This window comes from Burkholderia sp. JP2-270, assembly GCF_003233675.1.
GTDB classification, from domain to species: Bacteria; Pseudomonadota; Gammaproteobacteria; order Burkholderiales; family Burkholderiaceae; genus Burkholderia; species Burkholderia pyrrocinia_C.
In genome coordinates this window covers 1356110-1382149 of sequence record NZ_CP029824.1, presented here as the reverse complement: position 1 = coordinate 1382149, position 26040 = coordinate 1356110, and the positions used below count along the sequence as shown (strand labels likewise).

At 68.2% G+C, this 26040-nt stretch carries 25 protein-coding genes and 1 riboswitch; of the genes, 16 read left to right on the top strand and 9 right to left on the bottom strand.

Annotated features, from left to right (window positions below; all coding sequences use genetic code 11):
• Positions 1-45 precede the first annotated feature (45 nt).
• On the bottom strand, positions 46-873 hold the full coding sequence (locus tag DM992_RS06615; protein WP_111017840.1) for a ferritin-like domain-containing protein: 828 nt from the start codon (positions 871-873) through the stop codon (positions 46-48).
• 313 nt (positions 874-1186) lie between these two features.
• Positions 1187-2827: a gamma-glutamyltransferase family protein gene (locus DM992_RS06610; RefSeq protein WP_111017839.1), complete on the bottom strand. Its 1641-nt coding sequence runs from the start codon at positions 2825-2827 to the stop codon at positions 1187-1189.
• Positions 2828-3057: 230 nt separating this feature from the next.
• On the opposite strand from DM992_RS06610, the gene DM992_RS06605 reads away from it, so the two are divergent.
• Positions 3058-3837, top strand: coding sequence for a DeoR/GlpR family DNA-binding transcription regulator (locus tag DM992_RS06605; protein WP_006493999.1), 780 nt, complete (start codon positions 3058-3060; stop codon positions 3835-3837).
• Positions 3838-4151: 314 nt separating this feature from the next.
• Complete coding sequence (locus tag DM992_RS06595) at positions 4152-4349, top strand: hypothetical protein (RefSeq protein ID WP_034179421.1); 198 nt, start codon at positions 4152-4154, stop codon at positions 4347-4349.
• A 97-nt stretch (positions 4350-4446) separates the two neighbouring features.
• Here the strand turns inward: DM992_RS06595 and DM992_RS06590 are convergent, their stop codons facing one another.
• Positions 4447-4815 carry a hypothetical protein gene (locus tag DM992_RS06590; protein ID WP_204356105.1) on the bottom strand — a complete coding sequence of 123 codons (369 nt, stop codon included), beginning with the start codon at positions 4813-4815 and terminating at the stop codon, positions 4447-4449.
• Positions 4816-4977: 162 nt separating this feature from the next.
• On the opposite strand from DM992_RS06590, the gene glpD reads away from it, so the two are divergent.
• The 3 genes from glpD (at position 4978) to DM992_RS06575 (ending at position 8907) form a co-directional block, all read left to right on the top strand.
• Complete coding sequence (gene glpD / locus DM992_RS06585; protein ID WP_111016168.1) at positions 4978-6501, top strand: glycerol-3-phosphate dehydrogenase; 1524 nt, start codon at positions 4978-4980, stop codon at positions 6499-6501.
• A 105-nt stretch (positions 6502-6606) separates the two neighbouring features.
• Positions 6607-8109, top strand: a complete 1503-nt coding sequence (gene glpK / locus DM992_RS06580; protein WP_111016167.1) for a glycerol kinase GlpK — start codon at positions 6607-6609, stop codon at positions 8107-8109.
• Positions 8110-8190: 81 nt separating this feature from the next.
• Positions 8191-8907 (top strand): MIP/aquaporin family protein, encoded by a 717-nt coding sequence (locus DM992_RS06575; RefSeq protein WP_034178959.1) that lies wholly within the window; start codon positions 8191-8193, stop codon positions 8905-8907.
• Between the two features lie 77 nt (positions 8908-8984).
• Here DM992_RS06575 and DM992_RS06570 read toward each other — a convergent pair whose 3' ends face one another.
• Genes DM992_RS06570 through DM992_RS06560 form a run of 3 tightly spaced genes read right to left on the bottom strand, consistent with a single transcriptional unit; the run spans position 8985 to position 11667 of the window.
• Positions 8985-10235, bottom strand: coding sequence for an FAD-dependent oxidoreductase (locus DM992_RS06570; RefSeq protein ID WP_111016166.1), 1251 nt, complete (start codon positions 10233-10235; stop codon positions 8985-8987).
• Between the two features lie 4 nt (positions 10236-10239).
• A complete protein-coding gene (locus DM992_RS06565; protein ID WP_111016165.1) occupies positions 10240-10548 on the bottom strand; it encodes a non-heme iron oxygenase ferredoxin subunit in 309 nt (102 codons plus the stop codon).
• A gap of 36 nt (positions 10549-10584) precedes the next feature.
• Entirely contained in the window at positions 10585-11667 is a 1083-nt protein-coding gene (locus tag DM992_RS06560) for a fatty acid desaturase family protein (protein WP_111016164.1), read from the bottom strand.
• Positions 11668-11845: 178 nt separating this feature from the next.
• Between DM992_RS06560 and DM992_RS06555 the strand changes: the two genes are divergently transcribed.
• From DM992_RS06555 to DM992_RS06535, 5 genes are all read left to right on the top strand, one after another.
• Complete coding sequence (locus DM992_RS06555) at positions 11846-12910, top strand: LacI family DNA-binding transcriptional regulator (protein ID WP_111017837.1); 1065 nt, start codon at positions 11846-11848, stop codon at positions 12908-12910.
• 146 nt (positions 12911-13056) lie between these two features.
• Positions 13057-14091 carry a xylose isomerase gene (locus DM992_RS06550; protein ID WP_111016163.1) on the top strand — a complete coding sequence of 345 codons (1035 nt, stop codon included), beginning with the start codon at positions 13057-13059 and terminating at the stop codon, positions 14089-14091.
• 38 nt (positions 14092-14129) lie between these two features.
• Positions 14130-14957, top strand: coding sequence for a TIM barrel protein (locus tag DM992_RS06545; RefSeq protein WP_111016162.1), 828 nt, complete (start codon positions 14130-14132; stop codon positions 14955-14957).
• A 132-nt stretch (positions 14958-15089) separates the two neighbouring features.
• Complete coding sequence (gene iolG / locus DM992_RS06540) at positions 15090-16076, top strand: inositol 2-dehydrogenase (RefSeq protein WP_111017836.1); 987 nt, start codon at positions 15090-15092, stop codon at positions 16074-16076.
• A gap of 185 nt (positions 16077-16261) precedes the next feature.
• On the top strand, positions 16262-16948 hold the full coding sequence (locus DM992_RS06535; protein ID WP_111017835.1) for an HAD family hydrolase: 687 nt from the start codon (positions 16262-16264) through the stop codon (positions 16946-16948).
• A 52-nt stretch (positions 16949-17000) separates the two neighbouring features.
• On the opposite strand, the gene ribB is transcribed toward DM992_RS06535, so the two are convergent.
• From ribB to DM992_RS06520, 3 genes are all read right to left on the bottom strand, one after another.
• Positions 17001-17711, bottom strand: a complete 711-nt coding sequence (ribB, locus tag DM992_RS06530; RefSeq protein WP_006489272.1) for a 3,4-dihydroxy-2-butanone-4-phosphate synthase — start codon at positions 17709-17711, stop codon at positions 17001-17003.
• Positions 17712-17829: 118 nt separating this feature from the next.
• A riboswitch (FMN riboswitch) is annotated at positions 17830-17978 on the bottom strand.
• A 186-nt stretch (positions 17979-18164) separates the two neighbouring features.
• The gene (locus DM992_RS06525) at positions 18165-18848 is read right to left on the bottom strand and encodes an XRE family transcriptional regulator (RefSeq protein ID WP_111016161.1); all 684 of its coding nucleotides are present in this window, start codon (positions 18846-18848) and stop codon (positions 18165-18167) included.
• 217 nt (positions 18849-19065) lie between these two features.
• Positions 19066-20241 carry an MFS transporter gene (locus tag DM992_RS06520; RefSeq protein ID WP_111016160.1) on the bottom strand — a complete coding sequence of 392 codons (1176 nt, stop codon included), beginning with the start codon at positions 20239-20241 and terminating at the stop codon, positions 19066-19068.
• A 146-nt stretch (positions 20242-20387) separates the two neighbouring features.
• Between DM992_RS06520 and DM992_RS06515 the strand changes: the two genes are divergently transcribed.
• From DM992_RS06515 to DM992_RS42240, 6 genes are all read left to right on the top strand, one after another.
• Entirely contained in the window at positions 20388-21320 is a 933-nt protein-coding gene (locus tag DM992_RS06515; protein ID WP_111016159.1) for a LysR family transcriptional regulator, read from the top strand.
• Positions 21321-21536: 216 nt separating this feature from the next.
• The gene (gene miaB / locus DM992_RS06510) at positions 21537-22910 is read left to right on the top strand and encodes a tRNA (N6-isopentenyl adenosine(37)-C2)-methylthiotransferase MiaB (RefSeq protein WP_111016158.1); all 1374 of its coding nucleotides are present in this window, start codon (positions 21537-21539) and stop codon (positions 22908-22910) included.
• Between the two features lie 30 nt (positions 22911-22940).
• On the top strand, positions 22941-23984 hold the full coding sequence (locus tag DM992_RS06505) for a PhoH family protein (RefSeq protein ID WP_034178971.1): 1044 nt from the start codon (positions 22941-22943) through the stop codon (positions 23982-23984).
• A gap of 143 nt (positions 23985-24127) precedes the next feature.
• Entirely contained in the window at positions 24128-24904 is a 777-nt protein-coding gene (ybeY, locus tag DM992_RS06500) for an rRNA maturation RNase YbeY (protein ID WP_111016157.1), read from the top strand.
• A 12-nt stretch (positions 24905-24916) separates the two neighbouring features.
• Positions 24917-25549 (top strand): gamma-glutamylcyclotransferase, encoded by a 633-nt coding sequence (locus DM992_RS06495; protein ID WP_034178973.1) that lies wholly within the window; start codon positions 24917-24919, stop codon positions 25547-25549.
• A gap of 70 nt (positions 25550-25619) precedes the next feature.
• Entirely contained in the window at positions 25620-25769 is a 150-nt protein-coding gene (locus DM992_RS42240; RefSeq protein ID WP_175962013.1) for a hypothetical protein, read from the top strand.
• The last annotated feature ends 271 nt before the right edge of the window (positions 25770-26040 follow it).

Sequence of the window (26040 nt, the reverse complement as noted above, 5' to 3'; positions counted from 1 at the left end):
ATGACGATGCGGCAGCATACGCCAGACGGGGCCTCGCCGCGAAGCTCAGCGCAGGAATACGTGCCGCGTGATCTTCGTGAGCGGATAGTGGACGCCCGGCTGGATCTTCGCGGGCAGGTCGAGCGGCTTGAGCAGCATCTTCACGCACATGTCGGCCGACAGGTTGCGCCGCACGAGCGTACTGATGCGCGCGGCGCGCTCGCGGTTGTACTGGCTGTCGCCGACGCGATCCGGATAACGAACCGCGAACACGTGGCGCAGCGCGATCTCGGAATCCTCGTTCTTGATTTCCATCACGCGGCGCGCCAGCGCGCCGAGCACGGCGAGCCGGCCATTGCCTTCGAGCTTGTTGTACTTCTTGAAGAATTTGAAGAAGTGCTTGTAGTGACGCACTTCATCGGTGCGGATGTTGTCGGTGATTTCCTTCAGCACGGGTTCGTCCGAGCACTCGTTGATCGCACGATAGAGCGTGGCCGTGCCCGTCTCGACGACGCAGCGCGCGACCATCTCGAGCGCGCGGGTCTTCTCGAATGCCTCGACCTTGCAGGTCTTCGAATACTCGGCGAAGAAATTCGCGAACGCGGTATCCCAGTCGAACTCGGGCCACACGTGCGCGATGTACGCCTTCAGCGCGCGGCCGTGCTGCAATTCTTCGTGCTCCCATGCATTGTTGAGCCACTCGGATACTTCAGGATCGTCGTTGAAGAATTCGCTCAGATTGCTCGTGTAGAGATCCGAGCCGCTTTCGATGAACGACGACGCGCACAGCAGCAGCAGCAGATCCTCGTTCGCGGCGGCACGCTGACGATCGATCCGGTTCAGGTCGATGTCCTCGATTCGCCACGGCATGACATGCGTCGTTTTAGTGTCCATGGTGGTGCGCTCCCAGTCGTCGCGCGGGGGCCGGCCCATGCCTTCGGCACAGGCGCCGACCATCCCGCAGGCGGCGTATTACTTGCGTTTCTAGTGAATTGGTCCGGCCGAACCATCCTGGCATCTTAGCCGGACTTTGACGTTCGTGCTCCAGAGCACTGACCATACCGGAAAGGCGCGGTTCCACGGCGTCTGTTGCCGTTCGTTAGACGAGTCCTTCGAACTGCTTGCAGCCGTTCAGCAGAACGGCCGCACCAAACGAAACGGGCGGCCGTTCGGCCGCCCGTCGAGCGCATGAAACGGCGGCGAACCGTCAGAAGCCGGCCGCCAGACCGTCGCGCCGGCTGTCGCTCGCGGCCACGTAGCCGCGCTCGCGATCGTCGCGATCGAGACGCCAGATGAACTGCCCCGAACCGAAATCCATGTAAGGATCGTCGATCGACTTGATCGTATGGCCGCGTGCGGCCAGCGCGTCGACCGTCGCGCGATTCATCGTCGATTCGACGTCGAGCGTGAAGTCGCGGTTGACCTTCCAGCGCGGCGCATCGCAGGCGGCCTGCGGCTGCTGCCCATGGCCAAGCATCCGCACGATAGTCTGCAGATGGCCTTGCGGCTGCATGTCGCCGCCCATCACGCCGAAGCTCATCACGGCCTCGGTGCGGCCGTCGACCTCCTCGGTCACGAACGCCGGGATGATCGTGTGGAACGGCCGCTTGCCGCCCGCGACGACGTTCGGCGAAGCCGGATCCATCGAGAAGCCGTACCCGCGATTCTGCAGCGCAATGCCGGTGCCCGGCACCACGAGCCCCGAGCCGAAGCCCATGTAGTTCGACTGGATAAAGCTCACCATCATCCCGCGCTCGTCGGCCGCCGACAGGTAGATCGTGCCGCCCGAATGCGGGCGGCCGGCGCCGACGTGCGTCGCGCGCGCGGGATCGATCTGCTTCGCGCGTTCGGCGAGATACGCATCGTCGAGCATCTGCCCGGGCGTCACTTCCATCGCGCGCGGATCGGCGACGTAACGATAGACGTCCGCGAATGCGAGCTTCATCGCCTCGATCTGCAGGTGCTGCGAATCGACCGAATCGAGCGGCCAATCGGTCACGCCCGCATGCTCGGCGATCCCGAGCGCGATCAGCGCGGCGATGCCCTGCCCGTTCGGCGGGATCTCGTGAATCGTGTGACGGCCGAAGCGCTTGCCGATCGGCTCGACCCATTCCGGCCGGTATGCGCGCAGGTCGGCTTCGGTCAGCGCGCCGCCGCCTTCGCGGGCGAACGCGGCGATGCGCTCGGCGAGCGCGCCTTCATAGAACGCACGGGCGCCATCCTTCGCGAGCGTGCGCAGCGTCTGCGCATGGCCCGGCAGGCACACGCGTTCGCCGACGAGCGGCGCACGGCCGCGCGGCATGAAGGTCTCCGCGAAGCCCGGCAGGCCCTGCAGCGCGGGCACGGCGGCCGCCCACTTGTGCGCGACGATCGGCGGCACCGCATAACCGCGCTCCGCGATCTCGATCGCCGGCTCGAGCAGGTCCGCGAACGGCAGCGAGCCGAACTTCGCGTGCAGCGCCTCCCAGCCCGCGATCACGCCCGGCACGGTGACGGTATCCCAGCCGCGCATCGGCTTGTTCGCGATGCCGTGCGCATCCTCGCCGTGGCGCTTGCGGAAATAGTCGACGTTCCACGCGGCCGGCGCAACGCCCGATGCGTTCAGACCGGACAGCCGCTCGCCGTCCCACACGAGCGCGAACGCGTCGCCCCCGAGCCCGCACGACACGGGTTCGACGACGGCAATTGCGGCGGCGGCGGCCAGCGCCGCGTCGACCGCGTTGCCACCTTTCCACAGCATCCGCAGCCCGGCCTGCGCGGCGAGCGGGTGCGACGTCGACACGACGTTGCGCGCGAATACCGGGATGCGGGTCGTCGGATACGGGTTGTGCCAGTTGAAGCCAGTCATCGATGCCACCTCGTCGAAAGCTGAATGAACGCGCCGAACGCGTGCCCGCGTGCCCGCGTGCGCGGGCAGTCCGCCATTGCAGCGCGATCAGCGCAATCGCACAAATTCATTTGTCACATGAATCCATGCGATTTCCGCATGAATTTCGGGCGACCGTGCCGGCCAGGCCGGCCGAACGCCGTTGCCGCCCTTACAATACCCGCTCCGTCTCACGACACGACCATCGAGCCATGACCCGAGATCCCCGCCTCACCCTCAACGCGCGCCAGCAGGAACTGCTCGAATGGGTGCAGCGCGACGGCTTCGTGACCGTCGACGATCTCGCCGCGCACTTCGCGGTGACGCCGCAGACGATCCGCCGCGACGTGAACTGGCTCGCCGACCTGAACCTGCTGCGCCGCTACCACGGCGGCGCGAGCCTGCCGACCAGCTCGGAGAACGTGTCGTACACGGCGCGCCAGCGGATGTTCCACGACGAGAAGCGGCGCATCGCGGCGCTCGCGGCATCGCACATCCCCGACCAGGCGTCGCTGTTCATCAACCTCGGCACGACGACCGAGGAAGTCGCGCGCGCGCTGAACCGCCACCACGGGCTGCACGTGATCACGAACAACCTGAACGTCGCGTCGATGATGAGCGGCTACCCCGACTGCGAGGTGCTGATCACGGGCGGCATCGTGCGGCCGTGGGACAAGGGCATCGTCGGCGAACTCGCGATCGACTTCATCCGCCAGTTCAAGGTCGACTACGCGATCATCGGCACGTCGGCGATCGAGGCCGACGGCACGCTGCGCGACTTCGACACGCGCGAGGTGCGCGTCGCCGAGGCGATCATGCAGCATGCGCGCACGGTCTACCTCGTCACCGACCATTCGAAGGTCGGCCGCCCGGCGCTGGTGCGCCAGGGCCACCTGAGCCAGGTGCACGCGCTTTTCACCGACAAGCCGCTGCCGCCCGAGATGGCCGACACGGTGGCCGCCGCCGGCACTCAGGTGTATGTCGCGGAATGACGCCTGCGAGGGCGCCAGCGATGCTGCACCGCACCCGAAACTTCAAGTGAAATCAAGAAGTTGGCGCCGCGAGCGGACCGCTTGCGACGCATTCTCCTGTCAAACGGAAAATTAACGGGGCACGATTTGTCGTTGCCCGCGCGCTCGACTAGACTCCAGTTCCCCGGCCCGTTCGCCCGATCCGCCTGTGCCAGGGCGGGTGCAAACCGCAGGGCCGGCGAATACAGCTTTCCCCCCAAGCCATACCCCGCGGGGTATCGTGCGTCGGCGTTTGCGCCGGCCGCGCGGGCAGTCCGGTTGCCATGGAGAGAACGATGCTGAGTCCGCATGAATTCGCCACGCTATTGCTTGTAAAGGACGCGCCTGATCAGCGCGACATGGATCGGGATGAACTGGATACACTGCTCGAACAGCAGCTCGTCCGCCTGGAAGGACTCGGCTCGGGGCGCAAATACTGCGTGACCGAGACCGGCGACGCGGCGCTCCGATCCATCAAGTACCGCTATTCGTGAAACCCCGCTGTTCCTGACCTGACCGTGCGGCCGGATCCCCGGCCGCACGGTCGTTTCCGCTTCCCCGCCGGTTCGCCTCACCAGGCCGCGGCCGGCTTCAGCCGCCGCGCAGCGTCGGATCGACCGCCGCCCGCCAGCTGATGGCCTGCGCGCGTGCACCGTTGAAATACGCGATCCAGCCGGCGCGCGCCGCCGCGTCGGGCGCCGCATAGCGCGTCGAAAGTTCGTTTACGAACGCGCAATAGTTCGCCTCGGTCAGCCCGCGATACCGTTTCGCCACGTACGCGTCGTACAGCGTCGAGTAGACCGGCTGCGCGTCCGCGCCCCAGTCGCGCGCCGTGCCGCCGCACGACGTCTGCAGGTCGGCGAACGACGGCGCCCGCCAGTTGCCGGCAAGCGGCGGCGTGCCGGTGCTGCACCCCGCCAGAAGGACGGCGCACACGCCGGCCCACATCCCAATACGCATGATTCACCTCGCGAAACGGTCGATTGCGCCAGTATCGTCCGGGATCGCGCCGCGCGCTACTGGCCCCGCTTTTTCGAACTTTACTTTTTCGATTTCGTTCGTTAAATTTCGAATTCGAACATTTCGTGTTCGTCCATTTCAATCAGACGATAAGGACAGCAGGTGACCCAACCGAATCGCTACGATCTGCTCGTCGTCGGCGGCGGCATCAACGGCGCGGGGATCGCGCGCGATGCGGCCGGCCGCGGCCTGTCGGTCATGCTCTGCGAGCAGGACGATCTCGCGTCGCACACGTCGTCGTCCAGCACGAAGCTGATTCACGGCGGCCTGCGTTATCTCGAGTACAACGAGTTCGGACTCGTGCGCAAGGCGCTGCAGGAGCGCGAGACGCTGCTGCGCGCAGCGCCGCACATCATGTGGCCGCTGCGCTTCGTGATGCCGCACATGCCGAACCTGCGTCCGGCCTGGCTGATCCGCATCGGCCTGTTCCTCTACGATCACCTCGCGAAACGCGAACTGCTGCCCGGCTCGCGCGGCATCGACATGCGCCGCCATGCGGCCGGCGCGCCGCTGATCGACTCGATCAAGCGCGGCTTCGTGTATTCGGACGGCTGGGTCGACGACGCGCGCCTCGTCGTGCTGAACGCGATGGATGCGAAGGAGCGCGGCGCCGAGATCCTGACGCGCACGAAGCTGGTATCCGCCGAACGCCGCGGCGACGAATGGGAAGCGCGGCTGCAGCACGCCGACGGTTCGATCCGCGTCGTGCATGCACGCGCGATCGCGAACGCGGCCGGCCCGTGGGTCGGCGACGTGCTGCATGGCGCGCTCGGCCGCGGCGCGCAGCACAGCGTGCGGCTCGTGAAGGGCAGCCACATCATCACCCGCCGCCTGTTCGATCACGATCACGCGTACATCTTCCAGAACCCGGACAAGCGGATCATCTTCGCGATTCCGTACGAACACGACTTCACGCTGATCGGCACGACCGACGTCGAATACACGAACGATCCCGCCAAGGTCGCGATCGATCGCGACGAGACGCAGTACCTGTGCGATTCGATCAACCGCTACTTCAAGCGCAAGATCTCGCCGGCCGACGTGCACTGGACCTATTCGGGCGTACGCCCGCTGCTGGAAGACGAGAACGCGGCGAACGCATCGGCCGTCACGCGCGACTACCGCCTCGAGCTGGACGACGGCGCCGGCGCGCCGCTGCTGTCGGTGTTCGGCGGCAAGATCACGACGTTCCGCAAGCTCGCGGAAGAAGCCGGCGACATGCTGTGCCGCGCGCTCGGCCGCGACGCGAAAACCTGGACGGCCGGCGTCGCGCTGCCGGGCGGCGACATCGCGAACGCGAAGTTCGACGTATTCGCCAACACGTTCGCGAAACGTCATCCGTGGCTGCCCGCCGCACTCGCCCGCCGTTATGCGCGCGCCTACGGCACGCGTGCGGAACGCGTGGTCGACGGCGCGAAGTCGCTCGCCGATCTCGGCACCGAAATCGCGCCGGGCATCTACGACGCCGAACTGCGCTACCTGCGCGATGCCGAATGGGCGACCTGCGCGCAGGACGTGCTGTGGCGCCGCTCGAAGCTCGGCCTGCACGTCGCGCCGGGCACGCTCGATGCCGTGACGGCCGCGGTCGACGCGTGGTTCGCCGCCGCGCACGCGCCGCACGCGTGATCCGAAAGCAGTTGCAGTTGTCTTACCGACGTTGACTCACCGACGCGCCGCGCACCATGCGGCGCGCATCACAACTAAGCCAATCCACGGATGGAGATGAGAGACATGCAGGACCAGTACATCCTCGCGCTTGACCAGGGCACCACGAGTTCCCGCGCGATGCTGTTCGATCGCCAGGGCAATATCGTGTCGATCGCCCAGAAGGAATTCGAACAGATCTACCCGCAACCCGGCTGGGTCGAGCACGACCCGCAGGAAATCTGGTCGACGCAAGCCGGCGTCGCCGCGGAAGCCGTCACGCGCACGGGCCTGAACGGCACGTCGATCGCGGCGATCGGCATCACCAACCAGCGCGAGACGACGATCGTCTGGGATCGCGAGACGGGCCAGCCCGTGTACAACGCGATCGTCTGGCAGGATCGCCGCACCGCCGACTTCTGCGACTCGCTGAAGCAGCAGGGCCTCGAAGCGAAGGTGCGCGCAAAGACCGGCCTGCCGATCGATTCGTACTTCTCCGCGACGAAGATCCGCTGGATTCTCGACAACGTGCCGGGCGCGCGCGACAAGGCACGCCAGGGCAAGCTCGCATTCGGCACCGTCGACAGCTGGCTCGTGTGGAACTTCACGAAGCACGAGCTGCACGTGACCGACGTGACGAACGCGTCGCGCACGATGCTGTTCAACATCCATACGCGCGAGTGGGACAGCGAGCTGCTCGAACTGCTCGACATCCCGCGCAGCATGCTGCCGGAAGTGAAGGCGTCGTCGGAAATCTACGGTCATACGAAGACCACCGTATTCGCGTCGAAGATCCCGCTCGCGGGCATCGCCGGCGACCAGCACGCGGCGCTGTTCGGCCAGATGTGCACGACGTCGGGCATGGTGAAGAACACCTACGGCACCGGCTGCTTCCTGATGATGAACACCGGCGACAAGCCGATCGAGTCGAAGAACAACCTCGTCACGACGATCGCATGGCAGATCGGCGACGACGTGCAGTACGCGCTCGAAGGCAGCATCTTCATCGCGGGCGCGGTCGTGCAGTGGCTGCGCGACGGCGTCGGCATCATCAAGACGGCCGCCGAAATCGAGGCGCTCGCCGCGAGCGTGCCGCACACCGACGGCGTCTATCTCGTGCCCGCGTTCGCCGGCCTCGGCGCGCCGCACTGGAACGCGCGGGCGCGTGGCTCGGTGTTCGGCGTCACGCGCGGCACGACGGCCGCGCACCTCGCGCGCGCGGCGCTCGATTCGATCGCGTACCAGTCGCTCGACGTGCTGGCCGCGATGGAAGCCGATTCGGGCATCAGTATCGGCGAGCTGCGCGTCGACGGCGGCGCAAGCGCGAACGACCTGCTGATGCAGTTCCAGGCCGACCTGCTCGGCGTCGACGCGGTGCGTCCGCAGATCACCGAGACGACCGCGCTCGGCGCGGCGTATCTCGCGGGCCTCGCGATCGGCTACTGGAAAAACCTCGACGAAGTGCGCGACCAGTGGCAGCTCGACCGCCGCTTCTCGCCGTCGATGCCGAAGGAGCAGGTCGAACGCTGCATGGCCGGCTGGCAGCGTGCGGTGCGCGCCGCGAAGGCGTGGGCCGACGACACCCAGTAATCGTCAGCCATCCAGACGAAATACAACAACACCGGCGGACCGCGCAGCGCGCGAGTCCGCCGCGACATACGAGAGACAACCATGTCACCTTATATTGCGGAATTCATCGGCACGGCGATCCTCGTGCTGCTCGGCAACGGCGCGGTCGCGAACGTGCTGCTTGCCAAGACCAAGGGCAAGGGCGCGGACCTGATCGTGATCGTGTGGGGCTGGGCGATGGCCGTATTCGTCGCCGTCTACGTGACCGCGTCGTTCAGCGGCGCGCACCTGAACCCGATCGTGACGATCAGCCTGGCGCTCGCGGGCAAGTTCGCGTGGTCGAAAGTCGGCGGCTACATCCTCGCGCAGATGCTCGGCGGGATGGCGGGCGCACTGCTTGTGTGGCTCGCGTATCGCCAGCACTTCGCGAAGGAAGCCGATGCGGACCTGAAGCTCGCGGTGTTCTGCACGGCGCCCGCGATCCGCAGCGTCCGGCACAACGTGCTGACCGAGGCGATCTGCACGTTCGTGCTGATCCTCGGCGTGCTGTATCTCGCATCGCCGCAAGTCGGCCTCGGCGCGCTCGACGCGCTGCCCGTCGGCCTGCTCGTGCTCGGCATCGGCATCTCCCTCGGCGGCCCGACCGGCTATGCGATGAGCCCCGCGCGCGACCTCGCGCCGCGCCTCATGCATGCGCTGCTGCCGATTCCCGGCAAGCGCGACAGCGACTGGCGCTATGCGTGGATTCCGGTGGTCGGCCCGCTGATCGGCGGCTCGCTCGCAGCCGTGCTCTATCTGCAACTGCACGTGCCGCACTGACGCGGCCCATTGCATCGACGAAGCAACACAGCCCGCGCGCCGGAAGGCCGCGGGCTGTTTTTCATCGCGCGTTCCGCCTACCCGCCGGCCGACGCCGGCAGCAGCGATTTCAGCTTCACGCTCGCGTCGGCGACCGCCGCGGGTGCCACCGTGGCGCCGCGTTCGACCAGCGTCCTCGCCAGCTTCATCTCCTTGACGAATCCGGACGCGCGGCCGAAGCCGCTCGCCGCGACGAGCCGTCCGCCCGCGTCGAAATGAAAGCGGATTTCCGCATCGTCGCCGGGCACGCGCGCAACCGACCGTTCACCGAGCGCCGGCTCCCCTGCCACCTGCAACTGCGCGTCGTACTGATCCGACCAGAACCACGGCATTTCTCGATACGGTTCGTCAGCGCCGAGCATGTTGCGCGCGGCGGCGCGCGCCTGGGTCTCCGCGCCGTGCCATGTCTCCTGCCGGACCGGTCGCCCCGACAACGCACTCGGAAACACCGCGACGTCGCCGGCCGCATAGACGCCGCACGCCGACGTCTCGAGCCGCGCGTTCACGACGATGCCGCGATCGACAACGAGGCCCGCGTCGCGCGCCAGCTCGTCGGCCGGTTCGATGCCGATGCCGGCCACGACCGTATCGGCAATCAGCGTGTCGCCGTCGTCGAGCGCGACGGCCAGCGCGCCGCCCGAGGTCCGCTCGATCGCAACGGGTTTCCGGTTCACGCGGATCGCCACGCCCTGCTCCTCGTGAAGCGCCTGCACGCGCGCCGCGATCGACTCCGGCACCGCGCGCCCGAGCAGGCGCGGCGCCGCGTCGAGCACGGTCACGCGGCAGCCGCGCAGCCGCGCCGATGCCGCGACTTCGAGACCGATGAAGCCGCCGCCGATCAGCACGATCCGCGCGCCGGGCACGAGCCGCGCGCCGACTGCCGCCGCGTCGTCGAGCGTGCGCAGTGCAAACACCCCGTCGAGCGCCGCGCCCGGAATCGCGAGGCGGCGCGCGCGAGCGCCGGTCGCGAGCAGCAGCACGTCGTAGCCGAACACCCGGCCGCCGGATACGCGCACTTCGCGTACGTTCGGATCGATGCGCTCGACCGTCGCGACGACCGGTTCGATGCCGTCGGCCGCCCATGCGTCCGGATCGCGCAACCGGCACTGCGCCGCGCTGCGCTCGCCCGTCAGCACGCCCTTCGACAACGGCGGCCGCTCGTACGGCAGGTGCGACTCCGCGCCGATCAGCACGATGCGCCCGTGCCAGCCGGACTCGCGCAGCACCTGCGCCGCGCGGCCGCCCGCATGGCCCGCGCCGACGATCGCCATCACACGGTGGTTCGTCATCGCATCACACCTCGATCAGGATCCGGCCGCCCTCGATCTTCGCGCGGTAGGTGCGCAGCTTCTCGCACGCGGGCGCGGACAGCGGCCGGCCATCGCGCACGTCGAAGCGGCCGTTGTGCTTCGGGCATTCGATCACATGGTCGATCACGAGCCCGTCCGCGAGATGCACGTTCTCGTGCGTGCACAGGCCGTCGCTTGCATAAACCTCGCCGTCGATCCGGTAGATCGCGTACGTGCGGCCTGCGTGATCGAAGCGCGCGACGTCCTCGTCGTCGATGTCGTCGAGCGCGCCGGTGTCGATCCATTGCGTCATGATGCGTGTCTCCTTGATTGGGTTGTTCGATGTCGATCACGCGCGCGCCGTGTCCGGCACCGGCCGCACGACGTAATGGGACGGGTCGCGCGTCTGCCGGACCAGCGCCGGCACGATCTCCGCATACGCGGCGAGCGTGCTGCGGTACGGCGGCGGCATGTCGGCCTTCACGGCCTCGTGCAGCTTCGGCAGCGCGTGAAACGGCACCATCGGGAACATGTGGTGCTCGACGTGGTAGTTCATGTTCCAGTACAGGAAGCGGAACACCGGATTCATCATCACGGTGCGGCAATTGCGCCGGTGATCGAGCACGTTCTCGGGCATGCCCGCGTGCTGCGTGAGGCCGAAGTACAGGTACAGCCATGCGCCGTAGAGGCTCGGCAAGCCGATGTAGAGCAGCGGCAGGAGCGTGTGCCAGTACAGCGACGCACCGGTCACGAGCGCATAGACCGCCAGATGGATGCGCGCCTCGCGCACGACCTTCGGCCATTCCGACTCGGGCACGTAGGTGCGCTCCTCGTCGTCGAGCCGGCCGGTGAACGCGGCCGCGATCATCTTGCGCAGCTCGCCGGCCACATGCTTCAGCGCGACGACGTTCAGCGCGAGCGCGAGCCAGTCGGTCGGCTTCGGCGCGGCGATTTCCGGATCGCGCCCGACGACCAGCGTGTCGGTGTGATGGCGCGCATGGCTCCAGCGCCACGCCGTCGCGCGGCGGAACACCTGGAACGACGCGACCTGGTACAGCGCGTCGTTCATCCAGCGCGTGCGAAACGCGGTGCCGTGCCCGCATTCGTGCCAGCGCGAGTCGGCCGGGCTGCAGTAGAGCGTGCCATACACGAAGAACGCGGGGATCGCCCACGCCGAATGCGCACGCCACGCAAACCACGCGAGCACGCCGCTGGCCACGATCGCCGCGTACCAGATCAGCGTGTCGCGGATCGCACGCGCGTCGCCGCGCTGCATCAACTGCTTCATCAGCGGCCGCGGCACCGCGCACCGGTACCACTCGGCGTTGACGAGCCCTGCCGCGTGCGCGCGCTCGCCGGCGCCGCCGATCATTCGGTATTCCTGACGGCGCGCCGCCGTGCGATCGTGCGCCTGGTCGTCGGTATGGACCACTCGTGTCTCCTGGTTTGCTTGTGCGCGGGAAGTGCGGCAAGCGCTTCCCCCATGGAACCAAAATTAGGCGACTGGCCGCCCCTGCTCAATCGAAACATTGACGAAATTTCGCCATCGTTTTAGCGTTCCCGACAGCGCCACGCCCCCGATGATGGCGACTACAACGATGGAGACGACCATGGCAGGTGAATCCGGGCCGCGCTGGCGCAAGCGCACCGCGCGCTTCGACGAGATCGCGGCGCTCGCGGGCGTCAGCACGACCACCGTCGACCGCGTGCTGAACGAGCGCGGCAGCGTGTCGGCGCAGGCGCGCGAGCGCGTGGTCGCGGCGGCGCGGCAGCTCGGCGTGCCGCGGCAGCTGCCCGACACGCGGCACGGGCTGCTTCACGTCGACGTGCTGCTGCCGGACACCGACGCGCCGTTCTTCCGGCGGCTCCAGCAGGCGCTGCAGCGCTCGCTGCAGATGCTCGACCGGCGCGTAGTCGTGCACCGGACGATCCTGCCCGCCGCGGACGACGAACGGGCCGCCGCGCTGATCGAACGGCCCGCATACCGGCGCGCAGCGCTGATCGTCACGGCACGCGACACCGCCCGCGTGCGCGCTGCGCTGGCCGGCGCGATCGCGCGCGGCGAAGCCGTCGTCACGATGGTCACCGACATCGGCGGCGTCGACCGCGTGCACTACGCGGGCATCGACAACTACCGCGCCGGGCGCACGGCCGGCTACTACATCGGCCGCCTGACGGCACGCCCCGGCCGCGTGCTGCTGCTCGGCGGCCGCATGGGCTACCGCGCGCACGTCGACCGGATGGCCGGCTGCCGCGACCAGCTCGCCGATGCGTTCGCGTCGCTTCGCTGCGACGGCGAGCCGGTCGAGACGCTCGACCAGGACGACCGCTGCTACCGCGCGGTGACGAACGCACTCCAGGCGCACGACGACGTGGTCGCGATCTACAACAGCGGCGCCGGCTCGGCCGGCATCGAAGCGGCGCTGCGCAAGGCCGGCGCGACCGGGCGCGTGGTCTGGATCGGACACGAGATGCTCGACGAGCACCGCACCTTCATCGACGCCGGCGCAATGGATCTCGCGATCGACCAGGATCCGGACGGACAGGCTATTTCCGCGCTGCAGCACGTGCTGCATGCGTGCGGGATCGTCGAACAGCCGCCGCCGGGCGACCCGGTCGAATTCCGCGTGTTCTGTGCGGCGAACGTGAGGACGAGCGCCTACCTGCGGCCCTGAATGTCGCCGCGCATCGCGGCGCATGCGCGTGCCGAAAAAAAATCGACCGGCGCATTGGCGATTTTTCGTCAACGTTTGTCATGCAGCGCGCGCGGCGCATCCGTACATTGGACAGCCATCCCCAGCACAACCACGGACAGGAGACGATGGCTGAACCGATCCTCATCGGCGTGAACCTCGACGGCGTGCTCGAACACGACGGCCTGCCGTTGCCCACGCCAGCCGAACGCTTCCGGATGATCGCCGGCGCCGGCGTGTTCGACTACGTCGAAAAGAACCCGTCGCGCGGCGAAGATCTGTCGCCGTATTTCGCGCTGGTCGAACGCCACGCGCTGCCGATTCGCGTGATCGGGGGCATCTGGTGCGCGGGCCGCGACGAAGCGCATGTCGCCGAAATCGTCGATGCCGGCGCGCGGTTCGGCAGCACGGTGCTCAACTGCCAGCTCTATGCGCATCACGCGGACGGCCATCCGCTGTCGGACCGCGAAGTCGCCGATTTCTACCTGCGTACGTACGAACGCGGCGAACCGGTCGGATGCCTGCCGAGCCTCGAAGTGCACGTCGACATGTGGAGCGAGGATTTCACGCGCGTCGCGCGTGTCGCGCGGCATGTCGAGCAGGCCGGTGCGCCGTTCCGGATCACGCTCGATCATTCGCACCTGCTGTTCAAGATCGGCAATCGCGCCGAACTCGACGCATCGGGCATTCGCGAACGGGTCGACAGCGGCAGCCTGATGCTCGACCCCGCATCGCCTGCGGCCATCTACACCGACTGGATCGCGCGCGGCTGGGTCCGGCATGCGCATGCGCGCAGCGTGATTCCGAACAATCCCGAGAACCGCTGGATGCGCCGCGCGGACGGCCGGCCCGGCCGCGGCATCCAGTACCCGTTCGTCGCGCCGGCACCGGGCACCTATCACGGCGAATGGCGCGCGGCGCTGCTCGACACGTGGAAAACCGCGCTGCGCCAGTTGCTGCAATCGCAGGTTCACGCGCGGCCGACGCGGCTCGAGCAGATCAGTTGCGAGTTCATCCCGTTTCCCGACTACGGCGGCGGCGCACGCTATTCGATCGTCGACAACAACGTCGCGTGCGCGCACTGGCTGCGCGACACGTGGCACGCACTCGCCGCGCCGCCGCCAAACCCGCCGGCCGGTGGCACCGCTCGCACCGGCACCTGATCCGGACCCAGCTCCACTCGACACGCAAGGACAGAACGATGACGCAAGCATTCCACTTTTCGCTGAACCGGATGAGCGCGCCGCGCCTGCCGCTCGACCGCTATGTCGCGCTGTGCCGGCGCCTCGGCATCGACACGATCGAGATCCGCAACGATCTCGACGGCGTCGAGATCGCCGACGGCACGCCGGCCGCCGCAGTGCGTGCGACGGCCGAAGCCGGCGGCGCGACGATCCTGACGATCAATGCGCTGCAGCGCTTCGAGCAATGGAACGCCGAGCGTGCGGACGAAGCCACCGTGCTGGCCGACTACGCGGCGCAATGCGGCGCGCGCGCGCTGGTGCTGTGCCCGACCAACAGCCGCGGCGACACGCGCGGCGCTCACGCGCGCCATGCGGATCTCGTGAAAGCGCTGAAGGCGCTCAAGCCGATCCTCGAAGCGCGCGGCCTGCTCGGCTTCATCGAGCCGCTCGGCTTCGAGGAGTGCGCGCTGCGCCGCAAGTCGGACGCGGTGAAAGGCATCTGCGACGCGGCCGGCGAACAGGTCTTCCGGCTCGTGCACGACACGTTCCACCATCATCTGTCGGGCGAGGACATCTTCTTCCCGAACCTGACGGGCCTCGTGCACATCTCGGGCGTCGACGAAGACGACCTGCCGGTCGACCGGATGCGCGACGGCCATCGCGTGCTGGTCGGCGGCGCCGACCGGCTCGGCAACATCCGGCAGTTGCGCGAACTGCTCGCGCGCGGCTACCGCGGCGCGTTCTCGTTCGAGCCGTTCGCGAACGAAATCGCCGAAGCCGACGACATCGAAGACCGGCTGCGCGCGAGCATCGAATACGTGCGGCGTGAACTGGCGGATTGCTGAGCGTCGCCGCGGTGCGCGGCCGGCGTGACGACCCGTACACGTGACGACGCGTGCGGCCACGCACTCGATATGCCCCCCATGCGCGGGCCCGACAGGAAGAAGACAACGAACTCAATGGAAGAGGAGAACAGGATGATCGAATTCGCTTTGTTCGGCGCGGGAAGAATCGGCAAGATCCATGCGGCGAATCTCGCGCGCCATCCGGGCGCGAAACTGAAATACGTGATCGACCGGCATACGCCGTCGGCTGAAGCGCTCGCACACGCATACGGCGCGCAGGTCGCCGATATCGAACGCGCGCTCGGCGATGCGGCCGTGCAGGCGGTGGTGATCGCGTCGAGCACCGACACGCATGCGGACCTGATCGTCGCGGCGGCAAACGCGGGCAAGGCCGTGTTCTGCGAGAAGCCGGTCGACCTGACCGTCGAGCGCTCGCGCGAATGCGCGGAGGTCGTGCGGCACACCGGCGTGACCTGCATGATCGGCTTCCAGCGCCGCTTCGACCCGACCTTCGCCGCACTGAAGGCGCGCGTCGAACGCGGCGAGATCGGTACGCCGGAGATGCTGGTCGTCACGAGCCGCGACCCGGGCGCACCGCCCGTCGACTATATCCGCAGCTCGGGCGGCATCTTCAAGGACATGCTGATCCACGATTTCGACGTGTTCCGCTGGATCCTCGGCGACGAAGCGCAGACGCTGCACGCGACCGGCAGTTGCCTGACCGACCCGGCCGTGCTCGATGCCGGCGACATCGATTCGACCGCCGTGACGATCCGCACGCGGCGCGGGCTGCTGTGCCAGATCAACACGTCGCGGCGGGCGGCCTACGGCTACGACCAGCGCTTCGAGCTGCTCGGCAGCAACGGGATGCTGCAGGCCGGCAACGTGCGGCCGACCGAGGTGAGCGCGTGGCTGGCCGGCGGCATCGCGACGGACGTGCCGGAGCCGTTCTTCCTCGAGCGCTACCGGCATGCGTACGCGGCCGAGATCGCGCACTTCGTCGACGCGCTGCGCGACGGCACACCGGTCAGGACGACGATCGACGACGGGCTCGCCGCGCTCGAGCTGGCCGAGGCCGCGATGACGTCGTGGAAAACGGGGCGCGTGATCGAGGTGTGACGCAAGCGATGGCGGTCCGTGCAAGCGGGCCGCCGCCGTCGCACGATCGGCAGCACACCTGTACGAAATGCTGCGACGGTACGGCCGCATCGGGCAGATTTGCCGAAACGTCGCGCGGCATGCGCGTGAAAGCACGTATCATGGCGAATCGATCGGCGTCGCCGATATCCCGCTTGTTCACCATCATGCTCGATCACCTCATCTGCGACTGCGACGGCGTGCTCGTCGACAGCGAAGTCATCGCCGACCGCGTGCTGCTCGACACGCTGACCGCCACCTTCCCGCATATCGATTTCGAAGCCGCCGCGAAGTCGGCGTTCGGCCAGCAGACGTCGCGTTTCCTCGCGGGGCTCGAATCCCGCTTCGGCGTCGAGATGCCTGCCGACTTCATCGAGACCATCGAGCACAACATCGAGATCGCGCTGGCGCAGTCGCTCGCGCCGATCACCGGCGTGCGCGACGCGCTGCTGAAGGTCAGCCTGCCGGCAGCCGTCGTGTCGAACAGCCGGCTCGTGCGCGTGCGCAGCTCGCTGAAGCGCGCGTCGCTCACCGAGATCTTCGGCGAGCGCGTGTTCAGTTCCGAGCAGGTGTCGCGGCCGAAGCCCTACCCCGACGTCTACCTGCATGCGGCGCAAACGCTCGGCGTGGCGCCGGCGCGCTGCATCGTCGTCGAGGACAGCGTATCGGGACTGAATGCCGCGCGTGCGGCAGGGATGAAGACGATCGCGTTCGTCGGCGCGAGCCACATCCCCGACAACTACGCGGATGCGCTGCGCGCGATGGGCATCACGCGGATCATGCGCAAGATGGACGAACTGCCGGCGCTCGTCGAAGCCGGCATGCGCGGCGAATTCGGCGACGTGCAGTCCTGACTTCAAGGCCGTATCAGGCAGGGGCGCGCGAACGCGCCCGCTCCGTCCTCGCTCAGGCCGGCTCGCAGCAACGCTCGCGCGCCGCGGCCAGCGCCTCGCGGAATTCGACGAGTTCCGCGATCGTCAGCATCGGCAGCCCGTGCCGTTGCGCGAAACGCTCGACGTCGTCGCCGCGCGTCATCGTGCCGTCCGGATTCATCAGCTCGCACAGCACGCCGGCCGGCTTCAGGCCCGCGAGGATCGACAGGTCGACCGTGCCTTCGGTATGACCGCGGCGCGCGAGCACGCCGCCCGGTTGCGCACGCAGCGGAAACACGTGGCCGGGACGCACGATGTCGTGCGGCTTCGCACCGTCGGCGATCGCCGCGCGGATCGTCGTCACGCGGTCGGCCGCCGATACGCCCGTATGCACGCCTTCGCGCGCCTCGATCGATACGGTGAACGCGGTGCCGTTGCGGCTCTCGTTGGTCTGCACCATCGGCGGCAGCTCGAGCGCGCGCACCGTGTCGTCGGTCAGGCACAGGCATACGATGCCGCTGCACTCGCGGATCAGCAGCGCCATCGTCTCGGGTGTGATGCGCTCGGCGGCGACGATCAGGTCGGCCTCGTTCTCGCGGTCGTGGTCGTCCTGCAACACGACGGCGCGGCCCGCGCGCATGGCATCGAGCGCAGCGGCGATGCGCGGCGGCACCGGTTCGGAATCCAGCAACGGGAGATCGGCAAAGGCGTCGGCGGGAGCCGACGAAACGGACATCAAGGACATGTGAAACGCTCCTCGCAAATACGATTTGGGCGAAAAACGTTTCAGGGCATTGCAAACAGACAGAACGACAACCCGCTTCGCACGCATCGCGAAGCGGCCCTGGCGGACATGACTATCTGCACATCTTCTCTCATCCGGACTGTGACCGTCGGCTCTGGCATTCGACCAGATCTGCTGACCCCGCGCGGTGGCGCGGGCGCTCGCGGGCTCGCCGGCTTACGCCAGCCTACCGCCGGTGGGGAATTTCGCCCCGCCCTGAAGACGCACTGATTGCCGGATGGGGGCTGCCCATCACCGGCGGGCCAAGCATACAACAGCCGCGCGCATCGCGCAGCCAACAACACCTAAAACCTTACTGACGACTCCGTCTAACGGCATCGTCCAAACGGCCGACGGCCGCGCAGCGATCCCGCCCGAGACGGGGACGGCGACCGTTCCGTGCGGCCCGCACGATCAGCCGGCCGCGTGCGCCGCGTCGGGCACGAGCCAGCGCGGCGGCACCTCGGGGCTCACCGTCACGCGGAACGCGCGCGCTTCGCTGTCGCCCGGGTTGCGCAGGCTGTACGGCTGGTCGGCATCGAACACGATCGCGTCGCCGGTCGCGAGCAACTGGCGGCGATCATGCACGCTGACTTCGAGCGTGCCCTCGCTGACGACCAGGTTGACCGTCGTGCCGGGCGCGCGGCGCGTGCCGGGTTCCGTATGCAGCGGCGCGATCCGCAGCTCGTGGAATTCGGCCGCGGCCGGCTCGCCTTCCGGGTACAGCGCACGTGCCGAGAAACGGCCGTTCGAGCTGACGACGCGCGACGCGCGCTCGGCCGCCAGGTGTTCGAAGCCGTTCACCGCGTGGCGGCGCAGGAACGCGGCGACCGACACCTTCAGCGCTGCGGCGATCTTGCAGAGCACCTTGATCGACGGCACGCTGCGCGCCGACTCGATCTGCGCGAGCATCGCGCGCGACACGCCGGACAGCCGCGCGAGCGCATCGAGCGACAGTTGCCGCTCGGCGCGCAAGCGCGCGAGATTCACGCCGACGACCTGTTCGAGGACATCGAGCGACGCGGATGCCCGCGTGTCGGCGGCGTTGCCGGACTCGAAGGAAGACACGTCGCGCACCAGCGCCAGGGATGAAGACATAGCATTGCCTCCGGGCCGCCGCGCGGCCCTGCGTATGGGGTAAGCCGGGATCGGAATCGGGTTGCGCCTGCAACGGCGCGTATCGAGACGCTATCACCCGGCCTTGCGCGGGCAAACGAAGTTATCTTCACACCGTTATCAGCATCGCGGAGGAATGCGTTTCTCGCGAACCTTTTCCTGCCGCTATGGCGTCGCCGTCATGCCGCGATCGCGCCGCTCATTGCGGCGCGGGCGCCGCGCCGCGTGCCGGCGCCCGCGCATCGAGCCGCATCGCGAGCCACGTGACGACGAGCGCCGCGAACGTCACCGCGACGGCGACCCACGGCAGCGCATCGAGCGCGAAGCCGTGTTCCAGCGCGAGGCCGCCGAGCCACGCGCCGCCCGCATTGCCCACGTTGAACGCGCCGATATTGAGCGTCGACGCAAGATTCGGCGCGCTCGCGGCCTTCTCGACCACGCGCGCCTGCAGCGGCGGCACCGTCGCGAACGCGGCGATCCCCCACACGAATACGGTGACGGCGGCCGCGACCGGCAGGTGGCTCGTTTTGGCGAATACGGCCATCACGGCCATCAGCGCGACGAGGATCGCGATCAGCGACGGCATCAGCGTGCGGTCGGCGAGCTTGCCGCCGATCGTGTTGCCGATCGTCAGCCCCGCGCCGAACAGCACGAGGATCAGCGCGACCGAGCGCGGCGAGTAGCCCGATACGGTTTCGAGAATCGGCGCGATATACGTGAACACGACGAACACGCCGCCGAAGCCGAGCACGGTCATCAGCAGTGCGAGCCATACCTGCGGCTCCTTCAGCACGCGCACCTCGTGGCCGAGGCCGACCGGCCCGCTGTCGTGGCGGTTCGGCACGAGCGCGGCCACGCCGCCGAGCGCCAGCACGCCGAGCGCGGCGACGATCCAGAACGACGCGCGCCAGCCGAGCAGCTGGCCGACGAACGTGCCGAACGGCACGCCGAGCACGTTCGACAGCGTGAGCCCCGTGAACATCAGTGCGATCGCGCTCGCGCGCTTGTCGGCCGGCACGAGCGACGCGGCGACCACCGCGCCGATCCCGAAGAACGACCCGTGCGCGAACGACGTGACCACGCGCGCGACCATCAGCATCGCGTAGCCGGACGCGGTGGCGCACAACACGTTGCCGACGATGAAGATCGCCATCAGCAACTGCAGCGCGGCCTTGCGCGGCATGCGGCTCGTCAGCACCGCGAGCAGCGGCGCGCCGACCGCGACGCCGAGCGCGTAGCCCGTGACGAGCAGGCCGGCCGACGGCAGCGAAACGGCGAGATCGTGCGCGACCTCGGGCAGCAGGCCCATGATGATGAATTCGGTGGTGCCGATGGCGAAGGCGCTGATCGCGAGCGCCAGTAACGGAATGGGCATGACGTTCTCCGGAAGGCGGCGGACGCGGCGCCCGGTCGGTGCCGCACCGCACAAGAAGCGGGATGTGCGCGCATTGTCCCGAATACGCCTATATTTGATAATTGGCGTGGCATTTGAACCATTTTCAAAAAATTCTGGAAAATCGAATGGATCGACTGGGTGATATCCGGCTGTTCGTCGAGGCGGCGGAACTGGGCAGCCTGTCCGCTGCCGGGCGCAAGCTGAACCTCACGCCGGCCGCCGCGAGCGCGCGCCTCGCGAAGCTCGAGGCGAAGACCGCGACGCGGCTCTTCGAACGTTCGACGCGGCAGTTGCGGCTCACCGACGAAGGCCGGCTGTACCTGAACTGCTGCCGCCAGGCGCTGCAGGCGCTCGACGACGCGGACGCGATGCTGCAGGAAGGCCGCAACGTCGTCGGCGGCAAGGTGCGGCTGTCGTCGACGTCCGATTTCGGCCGCAACCAGTTGCTCGACTGGCTCGACGAGTTCACGACGCGCCATCCGGACGTCACGTTTTCGCTGACGGCGTCCGATTCGTCGTCGAACCTGTGGCAGGACGAGATCGACCTCGCGATCCGCTTCGCCGCGCCGCCCGACGGCGCGCTGATCGCCCGCCGGCTCGCGACGAACCGGCGCGTGCTGTGCGCGGCGCCGTCGTTCGTCGAGCGCCACGGCGTGCCGACCGATCCACACGATCTGGCCCGCTTTCCGTGCAACGTGATCACGATCGCGTCCGGGCCGATGAACGTCTGGCACTTCACGCGCGGCGACGAGGTGCAGATCCACCGGGTGCCGGTCGCGACCGCATTCGAGACCAACGACGGCGGCCTCACGCGCGAATGGACGCTGCGCGGCCACGGCATCGCGCTGAAATCGCTGTGGGACATCGCCGACGACGTCCGCGCGGGCCGGCTGCGCGTGCTGCTGTCCGACTGGCGGCACCAGGACGCGCCGCTGCACGCGATCTATCACAGCAAGCGCTACATGGCGCCGCGCGTGCGCGTGCTGCTCGACTTTCTCGCCGAACGCTTCGCGCGCGAGGAAGCCGCGCTCGACGACCTGCTGAACGCGTGCCGCTGACGGCCGGTGCACTGACCCGTTAAAGGGTCCAAACCTGACGACCGACGTCGCGCGGCCGCAACCCGCCGGCCGTCCGGCGCAGCGCGAAAAGCTATAATGGAAAGCTTTCCCGACGGCCTTTCATGCTTGACGCGCGCAACCTGCGTGCAGCGCACGGCCGTCCCGATTCACTCTTGACGACGCCCCCAGGTCAACCACTGCGAACGGCGAATCCCCATGACCAAGAAAGTTTACGTAAAGACCTTCGGCTGCCAGATGAACGAGTACGACTCGGACAAGATGGTGGACGTGCTCAATGCGGCCGAAGGCCTCGAAAAGACCGACAACCCCGAAGACGCGGACGTCATCCTGTTCAACACGTGCTCGGTGCGTGAAAAGGCGCAGGAGAAGGTGTTCTCCGATCTCGGCCGCGTGCGCGAGCTGAAGGAAGCGAAGCCCGGCCTGCTGATCGGCGTCGGCGGCTGCGTCGCGAGCCAGGAAGGCGCGTCGATCGTGTCGCGTGCGCCGTACGTCGACCTCGTGTTCGGCCCGCAGACGCTGCACCGCCTGCCGCAGATGATCGACGCGCGCCGCGCGAGCGGCCGCGCGCAGGTCGACATCACGTTCCCCGAGATCGAGAAGTTCGACCACCTGCCGCCCGCGCGCGTCGAGGGGCCGAGCGCGTTCGTGTCGATCATGGAAGGCTGCTCGAAGTACTGCAGCTACTGCGTGGTGCCGTACACGCGCGGCGACGAAGTGTCGCGCCCGCTCGACGACGTGCTGACCGAAGTGGCCGGCCTCGCCGACCAGGGCGTGCGCGAAGTCACGCTGCTCGGCCAGAACGTGAACGCGTATCGCGGCGCGCTGACGGCCGGCGCATCCGAGATCGCCGATTTCGCGACGCTGATCGAATACGTCGCCGACATCCCCGGCATCGAGCGGATCCGCTACACGACGTCGCACCCGAAGGAATTCACGCAGCGGCTGATCGACACCTACGCGAAGGTGCCGAAGCTCGTGAGCCACCTGCACCTGCCCGTGCAGCACGGTTCCGACCGCATCCTGATGGCGATGAAGCGCGGCTACACGGTGCTCGAATACAAGTCGGTGATCCGCAAGCTGCGCGCGATCCGCCCCGACCTGTCACTGTCGACCGACATGATCGTCGGCTTCCCCGGCGAGACCGAGGAGGATTTCGACAAGATGATGGCGCTCGTGCACGACATGAGCTACGACACGAGCTTCTCGTTCATCTACAGCCCGCGCCCCGGCACGCCGGCCGCGAACCTGCACGACGACACGCCGCGCGAAGTGAAGCTCAAACGCCTGCAACATCTGCAGGCGACCATCGAGGAGAACGTCGCGCGCATCAGCCAGTCGATGGTCGGGAAGGTCGAGCGGATCCTCGTCGAAGGCCCGTCGCGCAAGGACCCGAACGAACTCGCGGGCCGTACCGAGAACAACCGGGTCGTGAATTTCCCGGCGCCGCTCGCGTCGCACCCGCGCCTGATCGGCCAGATGATCGACGTGAAGATCAACCATGCGTACCCGCACTCGCTGCGCGGCGAGCTCGTGCTCGTCAGCGACGACGCGAGCGCGTCCACCCACTGACCGACGCATCCACCGGAGCCCGACGCCACTTTGAAGCCCGCCCACCCCCTGGAATTCATCGCGCCGCGCGACGACAACGCGCGCCTCGCCAATCTCTGCGGCCCGCTCGACGAAAACCTGCGGCAGATCGAACAGGCGCTCGACGTGACGCTCGCGCGGCGCGGCCACCGGATCACGATCCGCGGGCGCGGCGCCAAGCTCGCGCTCGCGGCGCTCGATAACTTCTACAACCGAGCGCGCGATCCGCTGTCGGTCGACGACATCCAGCTCGCGCTGGTCGAAGTGCGCCATACCGCCGGCAACGGCCGCGAGAACACGCTCGACGTGCGCTTTCGCGGCGACCCCGACCATCCGTTCGACGAGCCTGTCGTGCAGCTCGACGACGAGGCGCTCGAAGAGCAGGGACCGAAGCTCTACACGCGGCGCGCCGACCTGCGCGGCCGCACGCCCGCGCAGCGCGAATACCTGAAGCAGATCCTGTCGCACGACGTCACGCTCGGCATCGGGCCGGCCGGCACCGGCAAGACCTACCTCGCGGTCGCGTGCGCGGTCGACGCGCTCGAGCGCGACCAGGTCAAGCGGATCGTGCTGACGCGCCCGGCCGTCGAGGCCGGCGAGCGGCTCGGCTTCCTGCCGGGCGATCTCGCGCAGAAGGTCGACCCGTACCTGCGTCCGCTGTACGACGCGCTGTATGACCTGCTCGGCTTCGACAAGACCGCGAAGATGTTCGAGCGCCAGATGATCGAGATCGCACCGCTCGCGTACATGCGCGGCCGCACGCTGAACCACGCGTTCATCATCCTCGACGAGGCGCAGAACACCACGCCCGAGCAGATGAAGATGTTCCTCACGCGGATCGGCTTCGGCTCGAAGGCGGTCGTGACCGGCGACACGAGCCAGGTCGACCTGCCGCGCGGCCACAAGAGCGGCCTCGTCGAGGCGCAGCAGGTGCTGAGCGGCGTGCGCGGCATCGCGCTCACGCGTTTCACGAGCGCGGACGTCGTGCGCCATCCGCTCGTCGCGCGCATCGTCGAGGCGTACGACGAGTTCCACGCGCAGCACCAGGACGGCTGACCGGCCGGCAGCGCCCGCGCGCTGCCCCGGCCTGCCGGCCCGGCCCGCCAGACGGCGCGCCGGGCTTTTTTTTCGCCCGCGCGAATTCGGGCGCGATCGGCCGTTTGGTGTATCCTCAACGCGTTCCAATCGCCGCACGCGTCATGAAATCCTCCCGTTCCCGCAAGTCCGGGCGCGCCCAGTCCGCCGCGCCCGAATCCCCCCGTCTTTCGCTGTTCGATGCGAAGGGCAAGGCCCGGACCGTCAACGCGCAGGGGCTGCGAATCGACTTTCCGGACGGCCGCAGCCTGATGTTCGACCTGTCGGGCAGCTCGGGGGAGGCAGCCGTCGCGATCGTCGCGCAGCACAACGATCCGGCGATGCGCGCCAAGCTGGCGCTGCAGCCCGAGCACTACGACAGCGTGACGCTGCACGTGGGCGCCGAGCCCGCGCCGCGCGAAGACGAAATCGAAGACGCACTGCGCGAGCCGGAACTCGACCTGTCCGTGCAATACGGCGACGAAATCACGAGCGCCGTGCGCAAGACGCTGCCCAAGCGCAAGCTGATCGCCGAATGGATCGAGCCGGCGCTGTTCGCCAACGCGCAGCTCACCGTGCGCTTCGTCGGCGAAAACGAAGGCCGCACGCTGAACGCCGGCTACCGCCACAAGGACTACCCGACCAACGTGCTGACCTTCGCGTACGACGCGGCGCCCGACGGCACCGTGATCGGCGACCTCGTGCTGTGCTGCCCGGTCGTCGAGCAGGAAGCGCACGACCAGGCCAAGCCGCTCACGGCCCATTACGCGCACCTGCTGGTGCACGGCGCGCTGCACGCGCAGGGCTACGACCACGAGACGAGCGACGAGGACGCAGCCGAAATGGAAGCGCTCGAAGTCGACATCCTCGCGAAGCTGGGCTTCCCGAACCCGTACCAGTAAGCCAGCCGCACGATGCGCAACGCCGCGATGCTCCCGCCCGCCTACCCGCCGTCGATCGGCGACGGGCGGCTGCTGACGGAAGACGAGCTCGCGGCGTCGCTCGCGCACACGATGCGCGACTGGGACGGCCGGCAGGACCTCTGGCTGTTCGGCTATGGCTCGCTGATCTGGAACCCGGGGCTGCCGACCGTCGCCGCCGTGCGCGGCAAGGTGCACGGCTATCATCGCGGGCTCTATCTGTGGTCACGCGTGAACCGCGGCACACCCGAACGTCCGGGCCTCGTGCTCGCGCTCGATCGCGGCGGCTCGTGCTCGGGCATCGCGTTCCGGCTCTCGGGCCCGACCGCGCAGCCGCACCTCGAGACGCTGTGGAAGCGCGAGATGCCGATGGGTTCGTACCGGCCCGCGTGGCTGCCGTGCTCGCTCGAGAACGGCGAACGCGTGAACGCGCTCGCGTTCGTGATGCGCCGCGACGCGCCGACCTATACGGGCAAGCTGTCCGACTCCGTCGTGAAGGAAGTGTTCGGCTGCGCGGCCGGCCGCTACGGCACGACGCTCGACTACGTGAGCCGCACGGTCGACGCGCTGCGCGCGAGCGGCATCCCCGATCGCGCGCTGGAAGGGCTGCTCGCGCGATGCCGGTGACGCAACGCGACGCCCGGCTTGCCGCTGCGCGAAACCGCGCTCCCTGCGCATTCGAACGAGGCTCCTGCCGATGAAACCGTCACACTGGTCGCGCTGCAAGGTCGCCGCGCTGATCGTCGCCGCAAGCGTCGCGCTGTCCGGCTGCGGAATACTCGGCTGCGGCGGCGCCGCGACCAACGGCGCGGCCGCCGGCGGCTGCTCGACCGGCATGCGGTTCTGAGCCGCGCGCCGGGCGCGATCGCATGCGGCAGAATGCCGCCCCCGGTACCGACCGGCCGGCCGGTCGCCTTTACGCGCCGCCCCCGCCCTGCCCACACCCGATTTTTGCCGCGGCTGCGCCGCCGCCCTTTTCTGGGATAGGATGGACACGAGGACGATGCCGCGCCCGGCGCGGCCGTCCGCGAGCAGGCTCGCGCGGGCTGCGCACCCTGGCCGGTCGGCCGGGGTGACACGGTCGCGTCGTGCCCTTGGTGTATCCTTGCCTACTCCGT